The sequence below is a fragment of the Croceitalea sp. MTPC5 genome, from assembly GCF_036985505.1.
Taxonomy (GTDB): domain Bacteria; phylum Bacteroidota; class Bacteroidia; order Flavobacteriales; family Flavobacteriaceae; genus Croceitalea.
Genome location: NZ_BTGQ01000004.1, coordinates 428195 through 452420, shown reverse-complemented (window position 1 = coordinate 452420; position 24226 = coordinate 428195). Strand labels below are relative to the sequence as shown.

The 24226-nt window shown below is 40.0% G+C and carries 35 protein-coding genes; 34 read left to right on the top strand and 1 reads right to left on the bottom strand.

Annotation, left to right across the window (positions count from 1 at the left end):
• Positions 1 to 25: 25 nt before the first annotated feature.
• Entirely contained in the window at positions 26 to 3283 is a 3258-nt protein-coding gene (locus AACM45_RS14810) for a SusC/RagA family TonB-linked outer membrane protein (RefSeq protein ID WP_339143665.1), read from the bottom strand.
• A gap of 869 nt (positions 3284 to 4152) precedes the next feature.
• Between AACM45_RS14810 and rpsL the strand changes: the two genes are divergently transcribed.
• The 34 genes from rpsL to eno all read left to right on the top strand — a co-directional run bounded on the left by rpsL (position 4153) and on the right by eno (position 24154).
• Entirely contained in the window at positions 4153 to 4527 is a 375-nt protein-coding gene (gene rpsL / locus AACM45_RS14805) for a 30S ribosomal protein S12 (protein WP_031445118.1), read from the top strand.
• A 24-nt stretch (positions 4528 to 4551) separates the two neighbouring features.
• Positions 4552 to 5028, top strand: coding sequence for a 30S ribosomal protein S7 (rpsG, locus tag AACM45_RS14800; RefSeq protein ID WP_339143662.1), 477 nt, complete (start codon positions 4552 to 4554; stop codon positions 5026 to 5028).
• Positions 5029 to 5034: 6 nt separating this feature from the next.
• Complete coding sequence (fusA, locus tag AACM45_RS14795; RefSeq protein WP_339143661.1) at positions 5035 to 7161, top strand: elongation factor G; 2127 nt, start codon at positions 5035 to 5037, stop codon at positions 7159 to 7161.
• A gap of 10 nt (positions 7162 to 7171) precedes the next feature.
• Positions 7172 to 7477, top strand: coding sequence for a 30S ribosomal protein S10 (rpsJ, locus tag AACM45_RS14790; RefSeq protein ID WP_007094989.1), 306 nt, complete (start codon positions 7172 to 7174; stop codon positions 7475 to 7477).
• 158 nt (positions 7478 to 7635) lie between these two features.
• The gene (rplC, locus tag AACM45_RS14785) at positions 7636 to 8253 is read left to right on the top strand and encodes a 50S ribosomal protein L3 (RefSeq protein ID WP_339143660.1); all 618 of its coding nucleotides are present in this window, start codon (positions 7636 to 7638) and stop codon (positions 8251 to 8253) included.
• A gap of 4 nt (positions 8254 to 8257) precedes the next feature.
• A complete protein-coding gene (rplD, locus tag AACM45_RS14780; protein WP_339143659.1) occupies positions 8258 to 8887 on the top strand; it encodes a 50S ribosomal protein L4 in 630 nt (209 codons plus the stop codon).
• A 7-nt stretch (positions 8888 to 8894) separates the two neighbouring features.
• Positions 8895 to 9185 carry a 50S ribosomal protein L23 gene (gene rplW / locus AACM45_RS14775; protein WP_339143658.1) on the top strand — a complete coding sequence of 97 codons (291 nt, stop codon included), beginning with the start codon at positions 8895 to 8897 and terminating at the stop codon, positions 9183 to 9185.
• 9 nt (positions 9186 to 9194) lie between these two features.
• Positions 9195 to 10019 carry a 50S ribosomal protein L2 gene (gene rplB, locus AACM45_RS14770; protein WP_339143657.1) on the top strand — a complete coding sequence of 275 codons (825 nt, stop codon included), beginning with the start codon at positions 9195 to 9197 and terminating at the stop codon, positions 10017 to 10019.
• 12 nt (positions 10020 to 10031) lie between these two features.
• Positions 10032 to 10310 carry a 30S ribosomal protein S19 gene (gene rpsS / locus AACM45_RS14765; RefSeq protein ID WP_339143656.1) on the top strand — a complete coding sequence of 93 codons (279 nt, stop codon included), beginning with the start codon at positions 10032 to 10034 and terminating at the stop codon, positions 10308 to 10310.
• A 3-nt stretch (positions 10311 to 10313) separates the two neighbouring features.
• A complete protein-coding gene (gene rplV / locus AACM45_RS14760; protein WP_339143655.1) occupies positions 10314 to 10727 on the top strand; it encodes a 50S ribosomal protein L22 in 414 nt (137 codons plus the stop codon).
• Position 10728: 1 nt separating this feature from the next.
• Positions 10729 to 11445, top strand: a complete 717-nt coding sequence (rpsC, locus tag AACM45_RS14755) for a 30S ribosomal protein S3 (protein ID WP_339143653.1) — start codon at positions 10729 to 10731, stop codon at positions 11443 to 11445.
• A 21-nt stretch (positions 11446 to 11466) separates the two neighbouring features.
• A complete protein-coding gene (gene rplP / locus AACM45_RS14750; protein WP_311352199.1) occupies positions 11467 to 11889 on the top strand; it encodes a 50S ribosomal protein L16 in 423 nt (140 codons plus the stop codon).
• Between the two features lie 15 nt (positions 11890 to 11904).
• Positions 11905 to 12096, top strand: coding sequence for a 50S ribosomal protein L29 (gene rpmC / locus AACM45_RS14745; RefSeq protein ID WP_339143651.1), 192 nt, complete (start codon positions 11905 to 11907; stop codon positions 12094 to 12096).
• Positions 12097 to 12109: 13 nt separating this feature from the next.
• Positions 12110 to 12373, top strand: coding sequence for a 30S ribosomal protein S17 (rpsQ, locus tag AACM45_RS14740; protein WP_339143649.1), 264 nt, complete (start codon positions 12110 to 12112; stop codon positions 12371 to 12373).
• A 2-nt stretch (positions 12374 to 12375) separates the two neighbouring features.
• Positions 12376 to 12744 (top strand): 50S ribosomal protein L14, encoded by a 369-nt coding sequence (gene rplN / locus AACM45_RS14735; RefSeq protein WP_311385951.1) that lies wholly within the window; start codon positions 12376 to 12378, stop codon positions 12742 to 12744.
• 100 nt (positions 12745 to 12844) lie between these two features.
• The gene (gene rplX, locus AACM45_RS14730; RefSeq protein ID WP_339143646.1) at positions 12845 to 13156 is read left to right on the top strand and encodes a 50S ribosomal protein L24; all 312 of its coding nucleotides are present in this window, start codon (positions 12845 to 12847) and stop codon (positions 13154 to 13156) included.
• A gap of 2 nt (positions 13157 to 13158) precedes the next feature.
• Complete coding sequence (gene rplE, locus AACM45_RS14725) at positions 13159 to 13707, top strand: 50S ribosomal protein L5 (RefSeq protein WP_339143644.1); 549 nt, start codon at positions 13159 to 13161, stop codon at positions 13705 to 13707.
• Between the two features lie 2 nt (positions 13708 to 13709).
• On the top strand, positions 13710 to 13979 hold the full coding sequence (gene rpsN, locus AACM45_RS14720) for a 30S ribosomal protein S14 (protein WP_054559724.1): 270 nt from the start codon (positions 13710 to 13712) through the stop codon (positions 13977 to 13979).
• A gap of 22 nt (positions 13980 to 14001) precedes the next feature.
• The gene (rpsH, locus tag AACM45_RS14715; RefSeq protein WP_339143641.1) at positions 14002 to 14400 is read left to right on the top strand and encodes a 30S ribosomal protein S8; all 399 of its coding nucleotides are present in this window, start codon (positions 14002 to 14004) and stop codon (positions 14398 to 14400) included.
• Positions 14401 to 14507: 107 nt separating this feature from the next.
• Positions 14508 to 15050, top strand: a complete 543-nt coding sequence (gene rplF / locus AACM45_RS14710; protein WP_339143639.1) for a 50S ribosomal protein L6 — start codon at positions 14508 to 14510, stop codon at positions 15048 to 15050.
• 12 nt (positions 15051 to 15062) lie between these two features.
• The gene (gene rplR, locus AACM45_RS14705; RefSeq protein WP_339143637.1) at positions 15063 to 15416 is read left to right on the top strand and encodes a 50S ribosomal protein L18; all 354 of its coding nucleotides are present in this window, start codon (positions 15063 to 15065) and stop codon (positions 15414 to 15416) included.
• Positions 15417 to 15422: 6 nt separating this feature from the next.
• Positions 15423 to 15947 carry a 30S ribosomal protein S5 gene (gene rpsE, locus AACM45_RS14700; protein WP_339143635.1) on the top strand — a complete coding sequence of 175 codons (525 nt, stop codon included), beginning with the start codon at positions 15423 to 15425 and terminating at the stop codon, positions 15945 to 15947.
• Positions 15948 to 15952: 5 nt separating this feature from the next.
• On the top strand, positions 15953 to 16132 hold the full coding sequence (gene rpmD, locus AACM45_RS14695) for a 50S ribosomal protein L30 (protein WP_339143634.1): 180 nt from the start codon (positions 15953 to 15955) through the stop codon (positions 16130 to 16132).
• Between the two features lie 14 nt (positions 16133 to 16146).
• Positions 16147 to 16599: a 50S ribosomal protein L15 gene (rplO, locus tag AACM45_RS14690; RefSeq protein ID WP_339143633.1), complete on the top strand. Its 453-nt coding sequence runs from the start codon at positions 16147 to 16149 to the stop codon at positions 16597 to 16599.
• A gap of 13 nt (positions 16600 to 16612) precedes the next feature.
• Positions 16613 to 17956: a preprotein translocase subunit SecY gene (gene secY / locus AACM45_RS14685; protein ID WP_339143632.1), complete on the top strand. Its 1344-nt coding sequence runs from the start codon at positions 16613 to 16615 to the stop codon at positions 17954 to 17956.
• A gap of 90 nt (positions 17957 to 18046) precedes the next feature.
• A complete protein-coding gene (gene infA, locus AACM45_RS14680) occupies positions 18047 to 18262 on the top strand; it encodes a translation initiation factor IF-1 (RefSeq protein WP_008613577.1) in 216 nt (71 codons plus the stop codon).
• A 10-nt stretch (positions 18263 to 18272) separates the two neighbouring features.
• Entirely contained in the window at positions 18273 to 18389 is a 117-nt protein-coding gene (ykgO, locus tag AACM45_RS14675) for a type B 50S ribosomal protein L36 (RefSeq protein ID WP_010519235.1), read from the top strand.
• Between the two features lie 2 nt (positions 18390 to 18391).
• Positions 18392 to 18766 carry a 30S ribosomal protein S13 gene (rpsM, locus tag AACM45_RS14670; protein ID WP_339143625.1) on the top strand — a complete coding sequence of 125 codons (375 nt, stop codon included), beginning with the start codon at positions 18392 to 18394 and terminating at the stop codon, positions 18764 to 18766.
• A 106-nt stretch (positions 18767 to 18872) separates the two neighbouring features.
• On the top strand, positions 18873 to 19265 hold the full coding sequence (gene rpsK, locus AACM45_RS14665) for a 30S ribosomal protein S11 (RefSeq protein ID WP_339143624.1): 393 nt from the start codon (positions 18873 to 18875) through the stop codon (positions 19263 to 19265).
• Between the two features lie 104 nt (positions 19266 to 19369).
• Positions 19370 to 19975, top strand: a complete 606-nt coding sequence (gene rpsD / locus AACM45_RS14660; RefSeq protein ID WP_339143623.1) for a 30S ribosomal protein S4 — start codon at positions 19370 to 19372, stop codon at positions 19973 to 19975.
• 19 nt (positions 19976 to 19994) lie between these two features.
• A complete protein-coding gene (locus AACM45_RS14655; RefSeq protein WP_339143621.1) occupies positions 19995 to 20987 on the top strand; it encodes a DNA-directed RNA polymerase subunit alpha in 993 nt (330 codons plus the stop codon).
• A gap of 59 nt (positions 20988 to 21046) precedes the next feature.
• Positions 21047 to 21544, top strand: coding sequence for a 50S ribosomal protein L17 (rplQ, locus tag AACM45_RS14650; protein ID WP_339143619.1), 498 nt, complete (start codon positions 21047 to 21049; stop codon positions 21542 to 21544).
• Positions 21545 to 21631: 87 nt separating this feature from the next.
• On the top strand, positions 21632 to 22744 hold the full coding sequence (gene carA / locus AACM45_RS14645) for a glutamine-hydrolyzing carbamoyl-phosphate synthase small subunit (protein WP_339143618.1): 1113 nt from the start codon (positions 21632 to 21634) through the stop codon (positions 22742 to 22744).
• A gap of 117 nt (positions 22745 to 22861) precedes the next feature.
• On the top strand, positions 22862 to 24154 hold the full coding sequence (eno, locus tag AACM45_RS14640) for a phosphopyruvate hydratase (protein WP_339143617.1): 1293 nt from the start codon (positions 22862 to 22864) through the stop codon (positions 24152 to 24154).
• The last annotated feature ends 72 nt before the right edge of the window (positions 24155 to 24226 follow it).

Sequence of the window (24226 nt, the reverse complement as noted above, 5' to 3'; positions counted from 1 at the left end):
ATTTTTATATCATTAACAATTTTTATTAGAATGTAGCTTTTAGACTGACTCCGTATCTTCTAGAACTTGGTCCGTTAATGAAATCAAACCCACGACCGTTACCAATACCAACACCAGCAACGTTAGGATCAAAATTAGCACCATCAGGAGTATTATAAGCATCATACCAAAGGTTGAAACCTTGAGCTGTAAGCGTCAATGATCCAAATGGGGTTTTGTCCAAGAATTTCGATGGGAAGCTATAGCCCAAAGATATCTCTTGCAAACGAACGACAGAAGCATCATAGATTCTAGTTTCCGTTGGACCAAAAAGCAGGTTGCTAAAGTAATACGTAGAGTTGTTCAATTGAATATTATTTACTTCACCTGTACTTTGACGCACACCTGGTAAGATAAATGTATTCTCCCTATCCAACGTCTCAACAATAAGTCCTCTACCCAATAGTGTTGCAACTGTGCTTGAAAGGATATCACCTCCTTTGGTATGATTGATTTGGAAACCTAAATTCCAATTCTTATACCTAAGGGTATTGATAAAGTTCATCGTATAATCTGCGATAGCATCACCCACGATTGGCACATCACCATTAAGGTCTTGTTCAGCGACCACATAGCTACCGGCATCGTTTATTAGGAAGTTACCTGCTTCATCACGAGCAATGGCAGTACCTACAATAGTCCCCAATGACTCTCCTTCAATCGCTGCGTTTGAACCTCTAAACAAGCCACCACCTTGGGCTAAAGAACCTGCATAGGCAATGAAATCTTGTTCTTGCTCTGTAACAGTTTCATTGTTGGTGAAGAAATTAACCCTTGAATTCCAGTTAAAGTTCTCGCTTTTGAATAAATCAACACCTAAATCAATTTCGATTCCCTCATTCTGAATTTGTCCAATGTTACTTTGTGTGAACGTGAATCCAGTAGAAGGTGCCAATGGTTCCGTTACGATAAGATCATTCGTTCTACGATCGAAATAGGTGAAATCAAGTGAAATCCTGTTTTTCCAAAGTTTGGCCTCGAAACCAAATTCCAATTCCTCTAGAAGCTCTGGTTTTAAATCTGGATTTGCCCTGAAATTGTCAATTTGATTCGTAGTCACTGGACCACCGCCACCTACTTCATCCGTAAATCTTAATGTGTTTTGTTCAACAACATTTACCGTAGGATACCCTGTTGGGAAAGTGGCTGACGTACCGTAACTAGCCCTAACCTTTAAGAAGTTCAATCCATTTTCAGATTTTAAACCACTAAAAGCATTGGTAGGCAAGAATGATAAACTAACACCAGGGTATGTTTGACTGTTGTTTTCAGTAGTCAAGTTTGACACCCAGTCCGTTCTTGCTGAAACGTTTAAGAAAAGCATATCATCGTAATCAAAAGTAGCTTGACCCAAAAGACCTACAATATTTCTTGTTTGTGTAAACTGAATAGGCAATTGGTTTTCATAGTTAAAGTGTCTTTTGATACCAAAAACAATCTGTCCGGTACTCGCAACACCTTGTTGGTCAAAACTATCTTGTCTTGATGTCGCACCTAAAGTAAAGGAAGCTCCTAATTTTTCTGATAAATCGTAATTACCATTTACTGAGAAGAAATGCTCCCAAATAGTATTGTTGTTATCAAAAGTATTCAAGAAACCAAAAATTGCTTGGGTAAAGTTAACACCGCCTTTGTTTGAACTTTGAATGTTACGTTCATTGTAGAAATCAAGACCAGTTCTCCAATTCAAGCTGATATTATCATTTAACTGATACGCCAACTGGGCATTCCAATAGAAACGGTTGGTCAACTGACGATTCGTAACGTTTTGTGCAGTCCAACGTGGGTTGATGATATCGTTACCATCCCTGTAGTAAACACTAGAACCGTCGATAGGATTTTCAAATGGTAAACCAATCAAATCCACACTTCGAGGAGTAAAGAGAATATTACCATATACAGAAAGACCATCCGTCCCGTTACCCCTACTTGAGGCAATAGGTGGTGTTCTGTAATCCGTACGAGCATAGTTCATAGTACCGGTTACGGTAAATTTGTTTGATAGTTTTGAACGACCACCAATAGAAACGTTAGCCCTATTCAAGGAGTTACCAGGTGTAAAGCCAACGTCGTTTAAGTAACCAACATTGACATTATAACTTGTATTCCCATCATCACTTGCACCTGCAACATTGATAGATGTATTGGTAGCATAGCCAGGACTTAAAAACCTTTCTACGGAATTATAAGGTCTCCACTCGTATCTTGCTCCTTGTAATTCAGGGAAGGCTTCCCTTGTGGCAGCAACGGAAGTTGACGAATAAGGGTGTTCTAGAGTACCATTGTCATCAATGGCTGGCTGATTTCCCCATCCAGAGACACCATCCCTATCGAAACTTGGTCCCCAGTTACTGAAGAACCATCCGAAAGATTGGTCAAAACCATTACCAAATTGATCTTGATAATCAGGTAATGAAGCATATTCAACAGTAAAGAAAGATTGGTTTACCGTAATCTCGGTCTTTTTTGGACCATTAGTTGCAGCCCCAGCCTTGGTGGTTATAAGTATAACACCATTTTTACCCTGAGTACCATACAAGGTAGCCGCGGCCAAACCTTTTAATACCTCAACGCTTGCAATGTTGTTTGGATCTAAATCCAAGAAACGTGAAGAACCTGTGACACCATCAATAAAGCCGGCTCCATCAGTACCATTCAAACTATTGTTTGTGTCGTTACTGAAAGGTACCCCATCCACGATAAATAAGGCTTGGTTACTTCCTGAAAAGGAACTTAAACCCCTTACCGTAACGTTTGTTGCGGAACCAGAGGCACCACCAGCAGCGGTGATCTGTACACCTGCAGCCTTACCCGAAAGTACCCTTGCAACATCACCCTCAGTTCTGTTTTCCAATTGGTCAGAACCTACAGAGGTAACAGCGTAACCAAGTGCTTTCTTTTCACGCTTGATACCTTGCGCCGTCACAACAACTTCTTCAAGTGCCTGTGCATCTTCCTCCATCTGTACATCAATAGTACTACCCGCACCAACAGTCCTTCTAACATCCCTCTGCCCAATATAAGTGAACAATAGGCTCTGGCCTGGGCTCGCTGTTATTGAGTAAATTCCATCAAAATCTGTTTGGGTACCATTGGATGTACCTTCAACGACAATGTTAACCCCAGGTAAAGGCAGACCGTCTGCATCTGTGACCGTACCTGAAATCGTCTTGTCTTGTGCAAAAGTCAAGTGCACGACAAACGCCAACAAAAGCGTTAAGATTCCATTTAGTTTTGTTCTCATTTTTAAATTATTTGAATTAGCTAGCCGCTAAAATCATAATTTCATGTTAATAATCCAAACTAATTTCACTAAAATTTCACACTCTTGTCAAATATTAACCTTCTTGCAAATTGTGTTAACTAATTTGCATTAAACACGATTATCGAAAGAATTTTTGTTAAAAAATTGCATAAAATTTATTTTTATTTCATGGTGGTTGAGCCATTGAATGGGTATTAGTTAAAATGAGGGTGTTATTGTTATTTTTAATTGTGTTCTTGCCAATTGATTTGTCCAGTGTTAAAAGAGCTTCTTTTGAAACCGTACCCCTAGTTTTGTGAATGTTGGGCGCAGGCAGGTCCCTTTCTTTTAGTGGTATGTCCAAAGCTCATGTCTTTCCGTATCGTAAGGATTGCTGTAACGAAGAGTTATGTTTTCTATATTGTTTGGGTATGGGTTCTGTGAAAAACGATATTTCTTGTTGTCCTTTCTTTTAGATGGTATTTCGTTTTGTATTTGTGATTGAATGATTGATTTAAATGGATTTGCTTTTTGGGTTTATTGAAACCGGATTCCCCAGGTCGGATTGGGAATGGATGCCTAAAGTTTTGTTCTGCTTTATTTTTAGGATTGCAGTAATATAAGGTATGGTCTTTTTTTTTTTTTTTTTTTTGTAGTGGGTGATAAGACAGTAAAGATTTTTAAAGAATTGCTATGTGAAATCAATGTTTTTAAGATGATAGTCCATCGTATTGATGATTCGTGTGAAGGGCTGTTGGAATGCTAGGAAGTTTTTCTAAAATAAATACCTAACCATTTGAATAATTAAGAAATATCACTACATTTGCAGCCCCAAAAAATGGGGTTATTTTATTTAATACAAATTATTAATGCCAACAATTTCACAATTAGTAAGAAAAGGAAGGGTCACAATTACCAAGAAGAGTAAATCGGCCGCTTTGGATTCTTGCCCACAACGAAGGGGAGTTTGTACGCGTGTTTACACTACTACACCTAAAAAACCAAATTCAGCGATGCGAAAAGTTGCTAGGGTTAGGTTGACTAATGGTAAAGAGGTAAATGCATACATTCCTGGAGAAGGGCATAACCTCCAAGAGCACTCGATAGTATTGGTAAGAGGTGGAAGGGTAAAAGATTTACCGGGAGTTAGATACCACATCGTTCGTGGAGCATTGGATACCGCAGGTGTTGCGGGTAGAACGCAACGTAGGTCTAAGTATGGTGCGAAAAGACCAAAAAAGTAATTTAAAAGACTTTAGTAAGAAACGATGAGAAAAAGACAGGCAAAGAAAAGACCATTGTTGCCAGATCCAAGATTTGGTGACCAATTGGTGACACGATTTGTGAATATGATGATGTGGGACGGTAAAAAGTCCGTTGCTTTCAAGGTATTTTATGACGCTATTGATATCGTAGCGGAAAAAAACACCGATGAAGAGAAAACTGCATTAGAGCTTTGGAAAGATGCTTTATCAAATGTAATGCCCCATGTTGAAGTGCGTAGTAGGAGGGTAGGTGGTGCTACATTTCAAATACCAATGCAGATACGCCCAGATAGGAAGATTTCAACAGCGATGAAGTGGTTGATTCTTTATGCAAGAAAGCGTAATGAGAAATCAATGGCACAAAAACTGGCTGCAGAGGTCTTGGCTGCTGCAAAAGAAGAAGGCGCGGCGGTCAAAAAGCGGGTGGATACCCACAAGATGGCCGAAGCGAACAAAGCATTCTCACACTTCAGATTTTAATTAGCAATGGGAAGAGATTTAAAATACACGAGAAATATAGGTATTGCGGCACATATTGATGCTGGTAAGACCACGACTACAGAGCGCATATTGTTCTATACCGGTGTGAGTCATAAGATTGGTGAGGTCCATGATGGTGCCGCTACAATGGACTGGATGGAGCAAGAGCAAGAGCGTGGTATTACCATTACGTCTGCTGCAACGACCTGTACCTGGAATTTTCCAACCGAAAATGGTCAGCCAACTGCTGATGCAAAAGGATACCATTTTAATATTATTGATACTCCCGGGCACGTTGATTTTACGGTTGAGGTAAATCGTTCATTGCGTGTTCTTGATGGATTGGTTTTTCTGTTCAGTGCAGTCGATGGTGTAGAGCCACAATCTGAGACCAACTGGAGATTGGCCGACAACTATAAGGTGCCAAGAATTGGTTTTGTGAATAAAATGGATCGTCAAGGATCAAATTTCTTGATGGTTTGTAAGCAAGTTAAAGAAATGCTTGGCTCCAATGCGGTGCCAATCGTTCTACCAATCGGTGAAGAAGCTGATTTTAAAGGAATCGTTGACTTGGCAAAGAACAGGGCTATCGTATGGCACGAAGAAGGATTTGGTTCTACTTTTGATGTAATCGATATTCCTGAAGAAATGAAAGCTGAGGTCAAGGAGTATAGAGGTGCTTTAATTGAGGCTGTTGCGGAGTATGATGAGGAATTGATGGAAAAGTTCTTTGAAGATGAAGATTCCATCACCGAAGAAGAAGTACACGCTGCCTTAAGGGCCGCGGTTATGGATCGTGCTATCATTCCTATGATATGTGGTTCTTCGTTCAAGAATAAAGGAGTCCAGTTTTTGTTGGATGCCGTATGTAGGTACCTACCTTCACCAATTGACAAAGATGATATTGTCGGTACGGATCCTGATACAGGAGCTGAAATCACAAGAAAGCCTGATGCTAAAGAGCCTTTCGCAGCTTTGGCCTTTAAAATTGCCACGGACCCATTTGTTGGTCGTTTGGCCTTCTTTAGAGCTTATTCGGGTCGATTAGATGCAGGTTCTTATATTTTGAACAATCGTTCAGGTAAAAAAGAGCGTATCTCTCGTATCTATCAGATGCACTCCAACAAGCAAAATGCTATTGATTACATTGAAGCTGGTGATATTGGTGCTGCCGTAGGGTTTAAGGATATCAAAACTGGAGATACGATGTCTTCTGAGAAGCATCCTATTGTTCTTGAAAGTATGGATTTTCCCGATCCTGTAATTGGTATCGCCGTTGAGCCGAAGACTAAGGCAGATGTTGATAAATTGGGTATGTCCTTGGCTAAATTGGCTGAAGAAGATCCAACATTCCAAGTAAAAACGGATGAAGCTTCCGGTCAGACCATTATTTCTGGTATGGGTGAACTTCATTTGGATATTATCGTTGATCGTTTGAGACGTGAATTCAAAGTTGATGTCAATCAAGGCCAACCACAGGTAGAATACAAAGAAGCAATAACGCAAGTTGCCGATCACAGGGAGGTTTATAAGAAACAATCCGGTGGTCGTGGTAAGTTCGCCGATATTGTATTTACAATGGAACCTGCAGGTGATGAAGTCGAAGGTCTTGAATTTGTGAACGTAATAAAAGGTGGTAACATACCTAAAGAATATATTCCTTCAGTTGAAAAAGGATTTAAAGAGGCTATGAAGAATGGTCCTTTGGCCGGATTCGAAATGGATAGTATGAAAGTTACCCTTAAGGATGGTTCTTTCCACCCTGTCGATTCTGATTCATTATCTTTTGAGTTGGCTGCAAAAATGGGATATAAAGTTGCTGCAAAAGCTGCTCGTTCCGTGTTGATGGAGCCTATCATGAAAATTGAGGTTTTGACCCCTGAGGAAAATATGGGCGATATTGTTGGCGATTTGAATAGACGTCGTGGCACTATTAGTGACATGAGTGATAGGGCAGGTTCAAAAGTTGTTAAAGGTGAAGTTCCGTTATCAGAAATGTTCGGTTATGTAACCGCATTAAGAACCTTATCATCAGGTAGGGCTACTTCTACGATGGAATTCTCGCATTATGCAGAGACGCCAAGTAATATTGCAGAAGAAGTGATTAAAGTAGCTAAAGGAGTAACGGTTTAAATATCAGAAGATGAGTCAAAAAATAAGAATTAAATTGAAGTCCTACGATCACAATTTGGTGGACAAGTCTGCTGAAAAAATCGTTAAGACGGTTAAGACGACGGGTGCTGTGGTTACCGGTCCGATTCCATTGCCAACGCACAAAAAAATATTTACAGTTTTACGTTCACCGCACGTGAACAAGAAATCAAGAGAGCAATTCCAGTTAAGTTCTTACAAGCGATTATTGGATATTTATAGCTCTTCTTCCAAAACAATTGATGCTTTAATGAAATTAGAGTTGCCAAGTGGTGTGGAAGTCGAAATAAAAGTGTAAATTTGCACGCTCTTTGAAAAAAGAGATACATGTCCTGAGCTGCGGGCGAGGGAAAAACGGTGAAAGAAAAAAATCTGGGTCAGAGGATTTTCTTGACCCTTTTTTAGTGCCATTAAATTGGCGAATAGATTGAAGAAATAATTAATAATTAATATCAAATGTCTGGGTTAATAGGAAAAAAAATCGGCATGACCAGCATCTTTGACGAGAACGGAAAGAACATTCCATGTACCGTCATTCAAGCTGGACCATGTGTGGTTACCCAAGTCAGAACCGAAGAGGTAGACGGGTATAGTGCCCTTCAGCTCGGTTTCGATGACAAGGCAGAAAAGCGTGCTAATAAGGCTGAAATAGGCCATGTTAAAAAAGCAGGTTCTTCTCCCAAGAAAAAAGTTGTTGAATTCCGTGATTTTGAAGGAGAATTTAAATTGGGTGATACCGTAGGTGTCGATCTTTTTAAAGAAGGGGAATTTGTTGATGTTATTGGTACGTCAAAAGGTAAAGGTTTTCAAGGTGTGGTCAAAAGGCATGGTTTCGGCGGTGTTGGTCAGGCTACCCATGGTCAGCATAATAGGCTGAGGGCTCCGGGTTCCATTGGTGCTGCCTCGTATCCTGCTAGGGTATTTAAAGGTATGAAGATGGCCGGTAGAATGGGTGGCGAACGGGTTACTGTTCAAAATCTACGCGTATTGAAAGTGGTTCCTGAAAAGAACATTATTGTTGTTAAGGGAGCAATACCTGGTCATAAAAATGCTTACGTAACCGTAGAAAAGTAAGGTAATGAAAGTAGCAGTTTTAGATATTAAAGGAAAAGATACAGGTAGAAAGGTCGAACTTTCTAAGGATGTATTCGGAATAGAGCCAAATGAACATGCCATTTATTTGGATGTAAAACAGTATTTGGCGCATCAAAGGCAAGGTACCCATAAAGCTAAGGAGCGGGCAGAGATTGCAGGAAGTACCAGAAAGATTAAGAAACAAAAAGGTACTGGTACTGCTAGAGCTGGTAGTATTAAATCCCCGGTTTTTAGAGGTGGTGGTAGAATCTTTGGCCCAAGACCAAAAGATTATGCCCAAAAGTTAAACAAGAATGTAAAGCGTTTGGCACGTAAATCGGCCTTAAGCTTGAAATCAAAAGACAAGGCTGTGCTAGTTGTAGAGGACTTTAGCTTTGAGACCCCTAAGACTAAGGATTTTGTTCAGGTTTTGAAGTCTTTGGGCATTGAACAGAAAAAGTCTTTGATTGTATTGGGCGACTCGAATAATAGCGTATATTTGTCGTCGCGAAATTTCAAAGGTTCTGAAGTTGTAAAAAGCGCAGAATTAAGCACTTACAAAATTCTTAATGCTAAAAGTTTAGTGGTTATGGAAAGTGCTTTAGAAGGAATTGAATCTAATCTAAGTAAATAAGTAGATCATGAGTGTGTTGATAAAGCCAATCATTACAGAAAAGATGACCGCTGACAGCGAGCTTTTCAATCGTTATGGTTTCTATGTTGACCCTAAGGCCAACAAACTACAAATCAAAGAAGCGGTAGAAACTGCTTATGGTGTGACGGTTGAAAAGGTTAGAACGATGAATTATGGTCCAGAGCGTAAAACACGTTACACAAAGACCGGTATTCAACACGGTAAGACGAATTCGCGTAAAAAAGCGGTCGTTGATGTAGCAGAAGGAGATATCATTGATTTTTACAGTAATCTATAAAGACAAGTAATGTCAGTTAGAAAATTAAAACCAATCACTCCCGGACAGCGTTTTAGAGTAGTAAACGGATTTGACGCGATTACTACTGATAAGCCGGAGAAAAGCTTGCTTGCTCCGTTAAAAAAGTCAGGAGGTAGAAACAGTCAAGGAAAAATGACCATGAGCCATAGAGGTGGTGGTCATAAAAGGAGGTATCGCATTATCGACTTCAAAAGGGAAAAGCAGGGAGTAACTGCAGAGGTGAAGTCGATTCAGTATGATCCGAACAGAACGGCATTTATAGCACTGTTGGAGTATAAAGACGGCGAAAAGAGATATGTTGTAGCCCAAAATGGTCTTCAAGTAGGTCAAAAAGTGGTTTCAGGTGATAAGGCGGCTCCAGAAATTGGAAACGCATTGTTTTTGAGCAATATACCTTTAGGAACAATAATTTCTTGTATAGAACTTCGTCCAGGTCAGGGAGCCGTTATGGCGAGAAGTGCTGGTACTTTTGCGCAATTAATGGCAAAAGATGGAAAGTTTGTGACTATTAAATTGCCATCAGGTGAAACGAGATTGATTTTAGCCAATTGTTTGGCTACAATTGGTGCGGTTTCCAATTCTGACCATCAATTATTGGTATCCGGTAAAGCGGGTAGAAGTAGATGGTTAGGTAGAAGGCCTAGAACAAGACCAGTGGTAATGAATCCTGTGGATCACCCAATGGGTGGTGGTGAGGGCCGTGCATCTGGTGGTCACCCAAGATCTAAGAATGGTATTCCTGCTAAAGGTTATAGAACACGTTCTAAGACGAAAGATAGTAATAGATATATCATCGAACGTAGAAAGAAATAAAAGAAAAAGTAAATGGCACGTTCATTAAAAAAGGGACCTTACGTTCATCATAGTTTAGAGAAAAAAGTTCAACAGAATGTTGAGTCAGGTAAGAAGTCCGTAATCAAAACTTGGTCACGAGCTTCAATGATAACACCTGATTTTGTTGGGCAAACTATAGCTGTTCATAACGGTAGGCAATTTGTACCTGTGTATGTTACAGAAAACATGGTAGGTCATAAATTAGGGGAATTTTCACCAACACGTTCTTTTAGAGGACATGCCGGTGCTAAAAATAAAGGTAAAAAGTAAGCTATGGGAGTTCGAAAAAGACAGATGGCTGAAAGAATCAAGGCAGAAAAGAAAGAGTTGGCCTTTGCTAAACTTAATAACTGCCCTACTTCGCCTCGAAAAATGCGATTGGTTGCCGATTTGGTAAGAGGAAAGAATATTGAAATGGCCTTGGCAATTTTAAGGTTCAATCCTAAAGAAGCCTCCAGAAAATTGGAAAAACTATTACTTTCCGCTATTGCTAATTGGGAAGCTAAAAATGAAGACGGTAACATTGAAGATGCCAATCTATTTATCAAAGAGATTCGAGTTGATGGTGGAACAATGTTGAAACGTTTAAGGCCGGCACCACAAGGTCGTGCACATAGAATTAGAAAACGTTCAAATCATGTAACTATGGTTTTGGGCTCTAACAATAACACAGAAGCTAAAGCATAATATGGGACAGAAAACCAATCCGATAGGAAATCGCTTAGGAATTATCAGGGGATGGGAATCCAACTGGTACGGTGGAAACGATTACGGAGATAAGTTGGCCGAAGATGACAAAATCAGAAAGTACGTTTATGCCCGTTTAGCGAAAGCAAGTGTTTCAAGGGTAATTATTGAGAGGACCCTTAAGTTGATTACCATTACCATCACTACGGCAAGACCTGGTATTATAATTGGTAAAGGAGGTCAAGAAGTTGATAAATTAAAAGAAGAGTTGAAAAAGATCACCAATAAGGAGGTTCAAATCAACATTCATGAAATAAAAAGACCAGAAGTTGATGCGCAATTGGTTGCCGCCAGTGTTGCAAGACAGATTGAAAGTAGAATTTCGTATCGTCGTGCAATTAAAATGGCAATTGCTGCTGCAATGCGGATGAATGCTGAGGGTATCAAAATTCAAATTTCAGGTCGTTTGAATGGGGCAGAGATGGCGCGTTCAGAATCATATAAAGATGGTAGAATTCCATTGTCTACTTTCAGGGCCGATATTGATTATGCATTGGTTGAGGCACATACTACCTATGGAAGATTGGGTATCAAAGTGTGGATCATGAAAGGTGAGGTGTATGGTAAACGCGAGTTGTCTCCATTAGTAGGTTTGTCTACTGGCAACAAAGGAGGTAAGAATGATGGAGGAAAGAGACAACAACGTCGTAGAAAATAATTAAGGTAAAGAAGAGGTAAGATGTTACAGCCTAAAAGAACAAAATTTCGCAAAGCCCAGAAGGGGCGTATGAAGGGACTTTCACAACGGGGTCACCAACTTTCAAATGGAATGTTTGGTATCAAGTCTTTGGATTCACACTTCATCACATCCCGTCAGATTGAAGCCGCTCGTATTGCTGCGACTAGGTATATGAAAAGACAAGGTCAATTGTGGATTAAAATATTTCCGGATAAGCCTATTACTAAAAAGCCTTTAGAAGTACGTATGGGTAAAGGTAAAGGTGCACCTGAGTATTTTGTGGCGGTAGTTAAGCCAGGTCGCATCATGTTCGAGGTTGCTGGGGTGCCACATGACGTTGCTAAAGAAGCATTGAGACTTGCAGCGCAGAAGCTACCTGTTAAAACAAAATTTATTGTCGCAAGAGATTACGACGCAGCTTAAATAAACTGATAAGAAATGAAACAATCAGAAATTAAAGAACTATCGGTTGAAGAGCTTCAGCAGAGATTAGCTGAAACTAAGAAAGAGTATGCTGATTTAAAAGTGGCACATGCCGTGACACCATTAGAAAATCCAATGCAGATAAGAAAGACCAGAAGAACGGTGGCGAGATTGGCGACAGAGTTAACTAAAAGGGAATTACAATAACGGGTTCGGCCTTATGGAAGAAACAACAAGAAATTTAAGAAAAGAAAGGATTGGCGTAGTAACCAGTAACAAAATGGAAAAGTCCATTGTGGTAGCTGAAGTGAAGCGTGTAAAGCATCCGATGTACGGTAAATTCGTTTTGAAAACCAAAAAATACGTTGCTCATGATGAAAAAAATGACTGCAACGAAGGAGATACCGTAAAAATTATGGAAACCCGACCGTTGAGTAAGACGAAATGTTGGAGATTGGTTGAAATCCTTGAAAGAGCTAAATAATTATGTTACAGCAAGAATCTAGATTAAAGGTTGCGGATAATACGGGTGCCAAAGAGGTGCTTACCATTCGTGTACTTGGAGGAACAAAAAGAAGATATGCTTCCGTCGGTGATAAGATAGTGGTCACTGTAAAAGAGGCTACACCCAATGGTGGGGTGAAAAAAGGTTCTGTATCTACCGCGGTAGTAGTTAGAACTAAAAAAGAAGTTCGAAGACCTGACGGTTCTTACATCCGCTTTGACGACAATGCATGTGTATTGTTGAACCCTACCGGCGAGATGAGGGGTACAAGGGTATTTGGTCCTGTTGCAAGGGAATTGCGTGACAAACAGTTTATGAAAATAGTTTCATTGGCCCCTGAGGTGCTTTAAAAGAGATAAGACAAAAGAATCAAGATACAAGAATGCTGTTCGTTGAAACATTTTGGTTTTTTGAATTTTGATCTTGAGCTTGAACTTGAATTTGTAAGAGATGATAAAGTTGAAAATAAAAACAGGAGATGCAGTTGTAATTACTGCCGGAGACCACAAAGGTACAGAAGGTAAAGTGTTGCGTGTTGATGCTGAAAAGAATAAAGCCATCGTTGAAGGCGCTAACATGGTTTCAAAACATGAGAAGCCAAGTGCTAAAAACCCTCAAGGTGGTATTGTTAAAAAAGAGGCCCCTATCCATATTTCAAACCTGACCTTGGTTGATTCAAAAGGCGAGGCAACACGAGTGGGTTATGAAGTAAGGGATGGCAAAAAAGTAAGGGTTTCTAAAAAATCTGGAGAAATAATCTAGTTATGAGTTACATTCCAAGATTAAAACAAGAATATAAGGAACGCGTAATAAAAGCGCTTTCTGAAGAGTACGGTTACAAAAATGTAATGCAAGTACCCAAGCTGCAAAAAATCGTGGTCAGCCGTGGTGTTGGTGCAGCTGTGGCAGATAAGAAGCTTATCGACCATGCCGTTGACGAGTTAAGCAATATCACAGGTCAAAAAGCCGTTGCTACCGTTTCCAAGAAAGACGTAGCGGCATTTAAGTTGCGTAAAGGGATGCCTATCGGTGCAAAAGTTACTTTGCGTGGTGAACGTATGTTTGAGTTTTTAGACAGATTGATTACGACTGCCTTGCCCCGAGTTAGGGATTTTCAAGGGGTGCGTGCCACAGGTTTTGATGGAAGGGGAAATTATAGTTTGGGGGTTACCGAACAAATCATCTTTCCTGAAATCAATATCGATAAGATAAATAGAATCAACGGTATGGATATCACTTTTGTGACTTCGGCCGAAACAGATAAAGAAGCAAAATCATTGTTAACCGAACTGGGAATACCCTTTAAAAAGTAATTATGGCTAAGGAATCAATGAAAGCCCGTGAAAGAAAAAGGGCAAAAACAGTAGCAAAATACGCGGCAAAGCGCAAAGCTTTGAAAGAAGCTGGTGACTATGAGGCTTTACAGAAGCTTCCTAAAAACGCTTCACCCGTGCGTATGCGTAACCGTTGCAAATTGACGGGTAGGCCAAGAGGTTACATGAGAACATTCGGTATTTCAAGGGTAACGTTTAGAGAAATGGCCAACCAAGGTTTGATACCTGGTGTGAAAAAAGCTAGTTGGTAAACAGAATTAAAGAGTAGTAGAAATGCTTACAGATCCAATATCAGATTATTTAACACGAATTCGTAATGCCAGTAGAGCTGGTCATAGAGTCGTTAACATTCCGGCCTCTAACTTGAAAAAAGAGGTTACAAAGATTTTGTTTGACCAAGGCTATATTCTTAGTTACAAGTTTGAAGACGATACCGTGCAGGGGAATATTAAAATTGCCCTCAAGTACGACAAGTTTACAAAGGCCCCTGTTATCAAAAGATTACAGCGTGTCAGTAAACCAGGCCTTCGAAAGTACACAGGAGCAGAAGAATTGCCAAGGGTATTGAACGGTTTAGGCGTTGCCATAGTCTCTACTTCACATGGGGTAATGACTAGCAAGCAAGCTAAGCAGGAGAATGTTGGTGGCGAAGTATTGTGTTACGTATATTAATAATTAAGTAAAAAGTAATGGGTAAAAAGTATGGTAGTATGTTTTGCAGACTTTTTCAGAAAGTGAAAACTAACTACTAAATACGAACTACTAAATACTATAAAATAATGTCTAGAATAGGTAATAATCCAGTTTTGATCCCAGAGGGAGTGACGGTTGAAATCAATGATAACGTCGTTACCGTGAAAGGAAAGCTTGGCGAATTGACCCAAGAATTTTCAGGTGTTGAAGTTGCAATGGAAGATGGCAACATAATGGTAAAGCGTCCATCGGATTCTAAAGAGCACAAAGCAAAACATGGTTTGTATAGATCTTTGTTTTTGAATATGGTCGAAGGTGTATCAAAGGGTTGGACCAAAGAGTTGGAACTAGTAGGTGTGGGTTACAGAGCGAGCAACCAAGGACAAAAATTGGACCTAGCCCTAGGGTTTTCCCACAACATTGTTTTGGACATTGCTCCTGAGGTTAAAATTGAGACAACATCTGAGAAAGGTAAAAATCCTGTTGTGAAACTGACATCATTTGATAAGCAGTTAGTAGGTCAAGTTGCCGCAAAAATCAGGGCTTTTCGCAAACCTGAGCCCTACAAAGGAAAAGGAATCAGATTTGTTGGTGAACAAATAAGAAGAAAAGCAGGTAAATCAGCTTAATAGTAGTGCATTATGGGACTTTCAAAAACCAATAGAAGATTACGGATCAGAAGAAGAATCAGAAAGATTTCGTCTGGTACAGAAACAAGGCCACGTTTGTCTGTTTTTCGAAGTAATAAAGAAATATATGCCCAATTGATTGACGATGTTAATGGAAAAACATTAGCCGCTGCTTCGTCAAGGGATAAAGATATTGATGCAAAAGGCACCAAATCAGAAGTTGCTAACGCTGTAGGTAAGGCTATTGCCGATAAGGCAAAAAAAGCCGGAATTGAAACCGTGGCATTTGACAGGGGAGGTAATTTGTATCACGGAAGAGTAAAATCATTGGCTGAAGGTGCCAGGGAAGCAGGACTTAAATTCTAAATCAATATGTACCAGAAATACAAAAACGTAGAACTAGTAAAGCCAGGAGGTTTAGAATTAAAAGACCGATTGGTTGGCGTACAACGAGTTACAAAGGTTACAAAAGGTGGTAGGGCATTTGGTTTCTCTGCTATTGTTGTGGTAGGTGATGAAAACGGTGTAGTAGGCCACGGATTAGGAAAATCTAAAGAAGTTGCTACGGCCATCGCCAAAGCGATTGAAGATGCAAAGAAAAACTTGGTAAGGATTCCTTTGAACAAGGCCACATTGCCACACGAACAAAAAGGTAAATTCGGTGGGGCAAGGGTGTTTATCAAGCCTGCCTCGCAAGGTACCGGGGTAATCGCTGGTGGAGCCGTTCGTGCGGTACTTGAAGCGGTAGGTGTGCATGATGTACTTTCCAAATCACAAGGTTCTTCGAATCCTCACAATGTGGTAAAGGCAACATTTGATGCATTGTTACAGTTGAGGGATGCTAGCGCAGTAGCCAAAGAAAGAGGTGTTAGTTTAGAAAAAGTTTTTAAAGGATAAATAGAATGGCAAAGATTAAAGTGAAGCAGTTGAAAAGTGCCATTAAGAGACCACAGAATCAAAAGAGGACTCTTGAAGCATTGGGCCTGAGGAAAATTGGCCATGTTGTTGAACATGAGGCAACACCTAATATCCTTGGAATGATAAAGAAAGTAGAACACTTGGTTTCCACTGAGGAAGCTTAAAGAAACGATAAGGAATGGATTTAAGTAATTTAAAACCAGCAGAAGGGGCAGTCAACAGGGATGGAAAACGTCTTGGACGTGGTCAAGGTTCCGGTAAAGGTGGAACTGCTGCTAGGGGACACAAAGGTGCCAAGTCTAGATCTGGTTACTCAAAGAAAATTGGGTTTGAGGGAGGTCAAATGCCCTTACAGAGACGTGTACCTAAATTTGGTTTCAAAAATATCAATCGCAAAGAGTATCAAGGCGTGAATTTGGATAAATTGCAGCTCTTGGTAGATAACAAAGTTGTAAAGGGAGAGGTTACTTTTGATACTTTGCTTGAAAATAGATTGGTAAGAAAAAACGAATTGGTGAAAATTTTGGGTAATGGCGAATTGAAGGCCAAACTTAAAGTTTCCGCACATAAATTTAGTGCATCCGCTAAAGCAGCTATCGAAGCAGTTGGGGGTGAGGCAATAAGTTTATAACAATTAAGATATTATGAAGAAGTTTATTGAGACCGTATCGAATATTTGGAAAATTGAAGAGCTTAGACAGCGTATCCTAATTACGTTGGGTTTGCTCTTAGTATACCGTTTTGGTGCCCAAGTAGTGCTTCCAGGTATCGATACCACTCAATTGGCAAATCTATCCGCTAATGCAGGTGATGGTATTTTGGGTATTTTAAACGCCTTTACAGGCGGTGCGTTTGCAAATGCATCGGTTTTTGCCTTGGGTATTATGCCCTACATATCCGCATCTATTGTGGTGCAGTTGATGAGTATTGCAATACCATACCTTCAAAAATTGGATAAGGAAGGTGAAAGCGGTAGAAAGACAAAAAACCAGATTACACGTTGGTTGACAATTGCAATCTGTATTGTTCAGGCACCGGCCTATTTATATGGTTTGGGTGCCCTCGGTGTTCCTGATAGTGCCTTTATTTTAGGAAAAGGCCTTGATTTTATTGTGCCTGCCGTAATTATATTGGTGACCGGATGTGTGTTTGCAATGTGGTTGGGTGAAAAAATCACGGATAAAGGTATCGGTAATGGTATCTCACTTTTGATTATGATCGGTATTATCGCGACGATGCCCCAATCTTTTGTTCAAGAATTTATCTCTAGAACAGCTAACAATACGGGGGGGCTCATGTTCATTCTTATAGAACTTATCGTTTGGTTCTTGGTAATTTTAGCGAGTGTCTTGTTGGTAATGGCTACACGTCAAATACCCGTTCAATATGCTAGAAGAACCGCTTCCGGTGGTTATGAGAAAAATGTAATGGGTTCACGACAGTATATCCCCTTAAAGTTGAATGCTTCAGGGGTTATGCCAATTATTTTTGCACAGGCAATTATGTTCGCACCAAGTTTGATTGGTAGAACATTCAATAATACTGCGGCGGGTCAATGGATGGAAGTTCAGTTTGCCGATATTTTCGGGTTGGCCTACAACATTTTATTTGCGGTATTGATTATAATTTTCACCTACTTCTACACTGCGATTACAGTGCCTACCAATAAAATGGCAGACGATTTAAAGCGCAGTGGAGGCTTTATTCCTGGTATACGTCCAGGTAAAGAGACAGGTGATTATTTAGATAAGATAATGTCTTTGATAACCTTTCCGGGGTCTGTTTTCTTGGCGTTATTGGCGGTCTTGCCGGCAATCGTGGTAAAATTGATGGACGTTCAAGCAGGTTGGGCTTTGTTTTACGGGGGTACCTCATTGTTGATTATGGTAGGGGTTGCCATTGATACCGTTCAACAAGTGAACTCTTATTTATTGAACAGGCATTATGATGGTTTGATGAAAACCGGTAAAAATAGAAAAGTAGCATAAAATTAGTTTAAAGTTGATGGTTGCTGGTTTATGGTAAAACGAGTTTAGCAAAAACGAACAACGAACAACGAACAACAAACAACTAAGAAAATGGCAAAACAGCCAGCAATAGAACAAGACGGATCAATAATCGAAGCATTATCAAATGCGATGTTTCGTGTTGAATTAGAAAATGGTCACGTAGTAACGGCCCATATCTCAGGAAAGATGCGTATGCATTATATCAAATTGCTTCCAGGTGATAAAGTGAAGTTAGAGATGAGCCCATATGATTTGACCAAAGCAAGAATTACATATAGATACTAAGAAGTAAAGGATGAAAGTAAGGGCATCAATAAAGAAAAGAAGTGCTGACTGCAAGATTGTTCGCAGAAAGGGCAGATTATACGTAATCAACAAAAAGAATCCTAGATTTAAACAAAGACAAGGGTAATTATGGCAAGAATTGCAGGGGTAGATATCCCAAAACAAAAGCGAGGTGTAATTGCACTTACCTATATCTTCGGAATTGGTAAGAGCCGTGCCAAAGAGATTTTAGAAAAATCAGGCGTAAGCGAGGATAAAAAGGTTTCGGAATGGAACGATGATGAAATCGGTAAAATCCGTGATGCAGTTTCTTCGTACACTATAGAAGGAGAGCTTAGGTCTGAAACCCAATTGAATATCAAGCGTTTGATGGATATCGGATGCTACAGGGGTATTCGTCATAGATCTGGTCTCCCGTTGAGGGGCCAACGTACCAAGAACAACTCTAGGACAAGAAAAGGAAAGCGTAAAACAGTTGCCAATAAGAAAAAAGCAACTAAATAATAAATAGAACGGTAGTCATTAGTCTTTAGAAGTTAGAAGAATCTGTTTGAAATGTAAAAGTCTAGGATTCCAATAACTAAAAACTAACAGCTAGAAACTAGAAAATATGGCAAAAGCAAATACAAAGACAACAAAAAAGCGCAAAGTAATTGTTGATTCAAACGGAGAAGCACACATTACGGCATCTTTTAATAATATCATTATTTCCTTGACCAATAAAAAAGGAGATGTAATTTCATGGTCTTCAGCAGGTAAACAAGGGTTCAGGGGTTCTAAGAAGAACACTCCTTATGCCGCTCAGGTAGCAGCTGAAGATTGTGCGAAAGTGGCACATGAAGCAGGATTGCGAAAAGTAAAGGTCTATGTCAAAGGGCCAGGTAACGGTAGGGAATCTGCGATACGTTCCATTCATAACTCTGGTATTGAGGTAACAGAAATCATTGACGTGACCCCAATGCCACATAATGGTTGTAGACCTCCGAAAAGAAGAAGAGTATAATTAATTTAATATGGTCCGCCAATGGCGGATTTTCACTTGAGAGTGTATGAAGATTATCGAAGGATAAGCCTTAATTCATAATCACACTTTCTTAAAACAAGAAGATGGCAAGATATACAGGACCAAAATCAAAAATCGCCCGTAAATTCGGTGAGGCGATTTTCGGAGACGATAAAGCCTTCGAAAAAAAGAATTACCCTCCAGGACAACACGGTAACAACCGTCGCCGTGGTAAAAAGTCAGAGTACGCAATCCAATTGATGGAAAAGCAAAAAGCAAAATATACCTACGGTATTTTAGAGCGTCAGTTTAGAAACCTGTTCGCATCGGCTAAAAGAAAAGAAGGTGTAACTGGTGAGGTTCTCTTACAACTTTGTGAGTCACGTTTAGATAATGTGGTTTACAGAATGGGTATTGCACCGACTAGACGAGGGGCAAGACAATTGGTGTCACATAGACACATTACAGTAAATGGTGAGTTGGTGAACATACCTTCTTATTCATTAAAGGCCGGCGATGTTGTTGGTGTTCGTGAAAAATCGAAATCCGTTCAAGCTATCAACGATTCTTTAGGGAATAATAGCAGTGTTTATGAATGGATTACATGGAATGGCGAAAAGAAGGAAGGAACCTTCGTTGCCGTACCAGAGAGACTTCAGATTCCTGAGAACATCAAAGAACAGTTAATCGTCGAGTTATATTCTAAATAAAAACAACACTGATCCAATTATGGCATTACTTAATTTTCAGAAGCCCGATAAAGTTATAATGATAGACTCAACAGATTTCGAGGGGAAATTTGAATTCCGCCCTTTGGAACCTGGCTATGGATTAACTGTTGGGAACGCATTACGAAGAGTACTACTTTCTTCATTGGAAGGTTTTGCAATTACATCGGTACGCATCGATGGTGTTGAGCATGAGTTTTCTGTTATACCCGGTGTTGTTGAAGATGTTACGGAAATCATTTTGAACTTGAAACAGGTTCGTTTCAAAAGACAGATTGATGATGTTGAAAGTGAGACCGTATCTATTTCGGTTAGTGGTAAAGACCAATTGACCGCAGGTGATTTTCAAAAATTCATTTCAGGGTATCAAGTATTGAATCCCGATTTGGTCATTTGCAATATGGATGCTAAAGTCGCCGTAAACTTAGAAATCATCATCGAAAAAGGACGGGGCTACGTACCTGCTGAAGAGAATAAAAAATCAAATTCCCCGCTAGGAAGTATCGCGGTGGATTCGGTTTATACTCCAGTGAAAAACGTTAAATACAGCATCGAAAACTTTAGGGTCGAACAAAAGACCGATTTTGAAAAGTTGGTTTTCGAGATTGTGACAGATGGTTCGATACACCCAAAAGATGCTTTGACGGAAGCTGCCAAAGTTTTGATTCACCATTTCATGTTGTTCTCTGATGAGCGCATTACATTAGAAGCTGATGAAATCGCCCAAACCGAAACCTATGATGAAGAATCATTGCACATGCGCCAGCTTTTGAAGACCAAATTGGTCGATATGGATTTGTCGGTACGCGCGTTGAATTGTTTAAAAGCAGCTGAAGTGGATACCCTAGGGGATTTGGTTTCTTTTAATAAGAACGATTTGATGAAATTCAGGAATTTTGGAAAAAAATCATTGACTGAGTTGGAAGAACTTGTAATCAACAAAGGGCTTCAGTTTGGAATGGATTTGGCCAAATATAAATTAGATAAAGATTAATAATCATATTTTGCTCCTCGAAGTGTTCGGGTTTGGTAGCAAGATGATAAAATAAGCACATGAGACACGGAAAGAAATTTAATCACTTAGGAAGAACGGCCGCACATAGAAAGGCGATGTTGGCCAATATGGCATGTTCCCTAATTGAGCATAAAAGAATTCATACAACGGTTGCCAAGGCAAAGGCTTTGAAACAGTTCGTTGAACCTTTGATTACCAAATCAAAGATTGAGAATAATCAAACCACAGAGAAAGGTACCCATAATCGCAGAATAGTTTTCTCAAATTTGAGAAGCAAGTATGCGGTCACAGAACTTTTCGGAACGGTTTCTGAGAAAATCGGTGAAAGGCCAGGTGGTTATACCAGAATTATCAAATTAGGTAATCGATTGGGTGACAACGCTGATATGGCTATGATAGAGTTGGTTGACTTCAATGAAACTTACAATGCAGACAAACCGAAAAAGAAATCTACGAGAAGAAGTAGAAGAGGTGGTGGTAAAAAGGTAGAGACCGCCCCGGTTGTAGAAACACCAACAGATGATTCTGAAGAATAACATGTTAATTATTAGTTTATAATAGATGAAAGGATACGCTAAAACGTATCCTTTTTTTATGTTTTTTTGTGAAATTTTAGTTTACAGATGAAATACCAAACAAAAAAGAAAGCACTCGTATTATTGGAAGATGGCACCATTTTCTATGGAAAAGCCGTTGGCGATAGGGAAGGTACGGCATTTGGGGAAGTATGCTTCAATACCGGAATGACAGGATACCAAGAGATTTTCACCGATCCTTCGTATTACGGTCAACTGATGGTGGCGACCAACGCACATATCGGTAATTACGGGACCAATAGTGAAGAAATGGAATCAGATTCCATCAAGATAGCAGGTCTCATTGTGAAAAATTTCAGCTACAACTATTCACGGCCCAGTGCTGACTCAAGTTTGTTGGGGTTTTTAGAGGAGAATGGCCTTTTTGCGGTTTCTGACGTCGATACCCGTGCTTTGGTTAGTTATATTAGGGATAATGGTGCCATGAATGCCGTAATCTCCACCCGAGTGGATGATATAGAGGGTTTGAAAAAAGAATTGAAGCAAGTGCCTAGCATGAAAGGTCTTGAGCTAGCTTCACAAGTATCCACTAAAGAACCCTATTATTTTGGTAACGAAAATGCCACATATAAAATCTCAGCACTCGATATCGGTATCAAGAGGAATATTCTTCGAAATTTGGCCAAACGTGATGCGTACATAAAAGTGTACCCTTACAATACCTCGAAAGAAGAATTGTCTGATTGGGATCCCGATGCCTATTTCATTTCAAACGGCCCCGGCGATCCCGAACCCCTGACCGAGGCAATAGAGACTACAAAAGAAATACTTAAGGGGAACAAACCACTTTTCGGAATTTGTTTGGGCCATCAGGTATTGGCATTGGCCAATGGGGTTTCTACCTACAAAATGCATAACGGGCATCGCGGAATTAACCATCCCATCTTGAACCTAATGACCGGTAAGGGTGAGATTACCTCTCAAAACCATGGTTTCGCCATAAACAAAGAAGAGGCTGAGGCACATCCTGATTTAGAGGTTACCCACACCCATTTAAATGACCAGACCGTTGCTGGAATCAAGATGAAGTACAAGAATGTCTTTTCGGTGCAATATCATCCAGAGGCAAGCCCAGGACCACATGATGCTGATTATCTTTTCGATCAATTTTTCGAAGCAATTAAAGCCAGTGTCAACTAAAACGTTATAGTTGGTTTATTAAGGTGTTTGCATCGTTTTTATGTTGGTTATCATGAAGTTAAAAACGTGGCCTTTCGTATCTTCGTTAAAGATTTTTCAACTATAAATTAAAAGACAATGAGTGTTATTATCAATATCCATGCAAGACAAATTTTAGATTCTCGAGGTAATCCTACGGTCGAGGTAGATGTGATCACGGAAAATGGCGTGCTTGGTAGGGCTGCGGTGCCCTCAGGTGCTTCAACGGGTGAGCATGAAGCTGTTGAGCTGCGTGATGGCGGTAATTCATTTATGGGTAAAGGTGTCGGTAAGGCCGTTAACAATGTGAATACCGTAATCGCTGAAGAATTGGTGGGTGCGTCGGTTTTTGAACAAAATTATATCGATCAAACCATGATCGATTTAGACGGAACACCAAACAAATCGAAGTTAGGTGCCAATGCGATTTTGGGAGTTTCCTTGGCCGTTGCAAAAGCTGCAGCTGAAGAGCTTTCAATGCCTTTGTATCGATACGTGGGTGGCGTAAGTGCCAATACCCTTCCAGTTCCAATGATGAACATTATTAATGGGGGATCACATTCTGATGCACCAATTGCTTTTCAAGAGTTTATGGTTATGCCTGTAAAAGCCAAAGACTTTAGCCATGCAATGCAAATGGGAACCGAAATTTTCCATAACCTTAAGAAAGTGCTCCATGATCGTAATTTAAGTACTGCCGTTGGTGACGAGGGTGGTTTCGCCCCTACATTGGAAGGTGGTACGGAAGACGCTTTGGATACTATTGCAAAAGCTGTTGATAAAGCTGGCTATAAGTTGGGGGATGATGTGATGATTGCCTTGGATTGTGCGGCTGCCGAGTTCTATGTAGATGGAAAGTACGATTACACCAAATTTGAGGGGGATAAAGGAAAAATCAGGACTTCTGCGGAACAGGCACAGTACTTAGCCGATTTATCCGCAAAATACCCGATCATTTCCATTGAGGATGGAATGGATGAAAACGATTGGGATGGTTGGAAACTCCTAACTGAAAAAATAGGGGATAAGGTTCAATTGGTAGGTGATGATTTGTTTGTGACGAATGTGGAAAGGCTTTCTCGCGGAATTGAAAATGGTATAGCCAACTCCATTTTGATCAAGGTCAATCAGATAGGTACATTGACAGAGACCATAGCTGCGGTAAATATGGCGAAAAATGCGGGGTATACCTCTGTAATGTCGCATCGCTCGGGCGAAACGGAAGACAATACGATTGCCGATCTAGCCGTAGCACTGAATACTGGACAGATTAAAACAGGTTCTGCCTCACGTAGTGACCGAATGGCAAAGTATAACCAATTGTTGCGTATAGAAGAAGAACTGGGTGAAATTGCATATTACCCACAAGAGAAAGCGTTCAAAGTAAAATAAACCTAAAGATTTTTTAATATGGAAAAGGGCCTTTCTTATTTTGAAAGGCTTTTTTTTGCGCTGTTTTAAACG

What these genes read in the sequence shown, in the direction of transcription:
- rplX (WP_339143646.1), top strand. Translation starts at nt 12,845, where the DNA reads ATGATAAAGTTGAAAATAAAAACAGGAGATGCAGTTGTAATTACTGCC.
- rpsH (WP_339143641.1), top strand. Translation starts at nt 14,002, where the DNA reads ATGCTTACAGATCCAATATCAGATTATTTAACACGAATTCGTAATGCC.
- rpsK (WP_339143624.1), top strand. Translation starts at nt 18,873, where the DNA reads ATGGCAAAAGCAAATACAAAGACAACAAAAAAGCGCAAAGTAATTGTT.
- ykgO (WP_010519235.1), top strand. Translation starts at nt 18,273, where the DNA reads ATGAAAGTAAGGGCATCAATAAAGAAAAGAAGTGCTGACTGCAAGATT.
- rpmD (WP_339143634.1), top strand. Translation starts at nt 15,953, where the DNA reads ATGGCAAAGATTAAAGTGAAGCAGTTGAAAAGTGCCATTAAGAGACCA.
- fusA (WP_339143661.1), top strand. Translation starts at nt 5,035, where the DNA reads ATGGGAAGAGATTTAAAATACACGAGAAATATAGGTATTGCGGCACAT.
- rplV (WP_339143655.1), top strand. Translation starts at nt 10,314, where the DNA reads ATGGGAGTTCGAAAAAGACAGATGGCTGAAAGAATCAAGGCAGAAAAG.
- rpsC (WP_339143653.1), top strand. Translation starts at nt 10,729, where the DNA reads ATGGGACAGAAAACCAATCCGATAGGAAATCGCTTAGGAATTATCAGG.
- rplP (WP_311352199.1), top strand. Translation starts at nt 11,467, where the DNA reads ATGTTACAGCCTAAAAGAACAAAATTTCGCAAAGCCCAGAAGGGGCGT.
- rplO (WP_339143633.1), top strand. Translation starts at nt 16,147, where the DNA reads ATGGATTTAAGTAATTTAAAACCAGCAGAAGGGGCAGTCAACAGGGAT.
- rpsS (WP_339143656.1), top strand. Translation starts at nt 10,032, where the DNA reads ATGGCACGTTCATTAAAAAAGGGACCTTACGTTCATCATAGTTTAGAG.
- eno (WP_339143617.1), top strand. Translation starts at nt 22,862, where the DNA reads ATGAGTGTTATTATCAATATCCATGCAAGACAAATTTTAGATTCTCGA.
- rplE (WP_339143644.1), top strand. Translation starts at nt 13,159, where the DNA reads ATGAGTTACATTCCAAGATTAAAACAAGAATATAAGGAACGCGTAATA.
- rpsE (WP_339143635.1), top strand. Translation starts at nt 15,423, where the DNA reads ATGTACCAGAAATACAAAAACGTAGAACTAGTAAAGCCAGGAGGTTTA.
- rpsG (WP_339143662.1), top strand. Translation starts at nt 4,552, where the DNA reads ATGAGAAAAAGACAGGCAAAGAAAAGACCATTGTTGCCAGATCCAAGA.
- AACM45_RS14810 (WP_339143665.1), bottom strand. Translation starts at nt 3,283, where the DNA reads ATGAGAACAAAACTAAATGGAATCTTAACGCTTTTGTTGGCGTTTGTC.
- rpsM (WP_339143625.1), top strand. Translation starts at nt 18,392, where the DNA reads ATGGCAAGAATTGCAGGGGTAGATATCCCAAAACAAAAGCGAGGTGTA.
- rplN (WP_311385951.1), top strand. Translation starts at nt 12,376, where the DNA reads ATGTTACAGCAAGAATCTAGATTAAAGGTTGCGGATAATACGGGTGCC.
- rpsJ (WP_007094989.1), top strand. Translation starts at nt 7,172, where the DNA reads ATGAGTCAAAAAATAAGAATTAAATTGAAGTCCTACGATCACAATTTG.
- infA (WP_008613577.1), top strand. Translation starts at nt 18,047, where the DNA reads ATGGCAAAACAGCCAGCAATAGAACAAGACGGATCAATAATCGAAGCA.
- rplF (WP_339143639.1), top strand. Translation starts at nt 14,508, where the DNA reads ATGTCTAGAATAGGTAATAATCCAGTTTTGATCCCAGAGGGAGTGACG.
- rpsL (WP_031445118.1), top strand. Translation starts at nt 4,153, where the DNA reads ATGCCAACAATTTCACAATTAGTAAGAAAAGGAAGGGTCACAATTACC.
- AACM45_RS14655 (WP_339143621.1), top strand. Translation starts at nt 19,995, where the DNA reads ATGGCATTACTTAATTTTCAGAAGCCCGATAAAGTTATAATGATAGAC.
- rpsD (WP_339143623.1), top strand. Translation starts at nt 19,370, where the DNA reads ATGGCAAGATATACAGGACCAAAATCAAAAATCGCCCGTAAATTCGGT.
- secY (WP_339143632.1), top strand. Translation starts at nt 16,613, where the DNA reads ATGAAGAAGTTTATTGAGACCGTATCGAATATTTGGAAAATTGAAGAG.
- carA (WP_339143618.1), top strand. Translation starts at nt 21,632, where the DNA reads ATGAAATACCAAACAAAAAAGAAAGCACTCGTATTATTGGAAGATGGC.
- rplW (WP_339143658.1), top strand. Translation starts at nt 8,895, where the DNA reads ATGAGTGTGTTGATAAAGCCAATCATTACAGAAAAGATGACCGCTGAC.
- rplR (WP_339143637.1), top strand. Translation starts at nt 15,063, where the DNA reads ATGGGACTTTCAAAAACCAATAGAAGATTACGGATCAGAAGAAGAATC.
- rpsN (WP_054559724.1), top strand. Translation starts at nt 13,710, where the DNA reads ATGGCTAAGGAATCAATGAAAGCCCGTGAAAGAAAAAGGGCAAAAACA.
- rplQ (WP_339143619.1), top strand. Translation starts at nt 21,047, where the DNA reads ATGAGACACGGAAAGAAATTTAATCACTTAGGAAGAACGGCCGCACAT.
- rplB (WP_339143657.1), top strand. Translation starts at nt 9,195, where the DNA reads ATGTCAGTTAGAAAATTAAAACCAATCACTCCCGGACAGCGTTTTAGA.
- rplD (WP_339143659.1), top strand. Translation starts at nt 8,258, where the DNA reads ATGAAAGTAGCAGTTTTAGATATTAAAGGAAAAGATACAGGTAGAAAG.
- rpmC (WP_339143651.1), top strand. Translation starts at nt 11,905, where the DNA reads ATGAAACAATCAGAAATTAAAGAACTATCGGTTGAAGAGCTTCAGCAG.
- rplC (WP_339143660.1), top strand. Translation starts at nt 7,636, where the DNA reads ATGTCTGGGTTAATAGGAAAAAAAATCGGCATGACCAGCATCTTTGAC.
- rpsQ (WP_339143649.1), top strand. Translation starts at nt 12,110, where the DNA reads ATGGAAGAAACAACAAGAAATTTAAGAAAAGAAAGGATTGGCGTAGTA.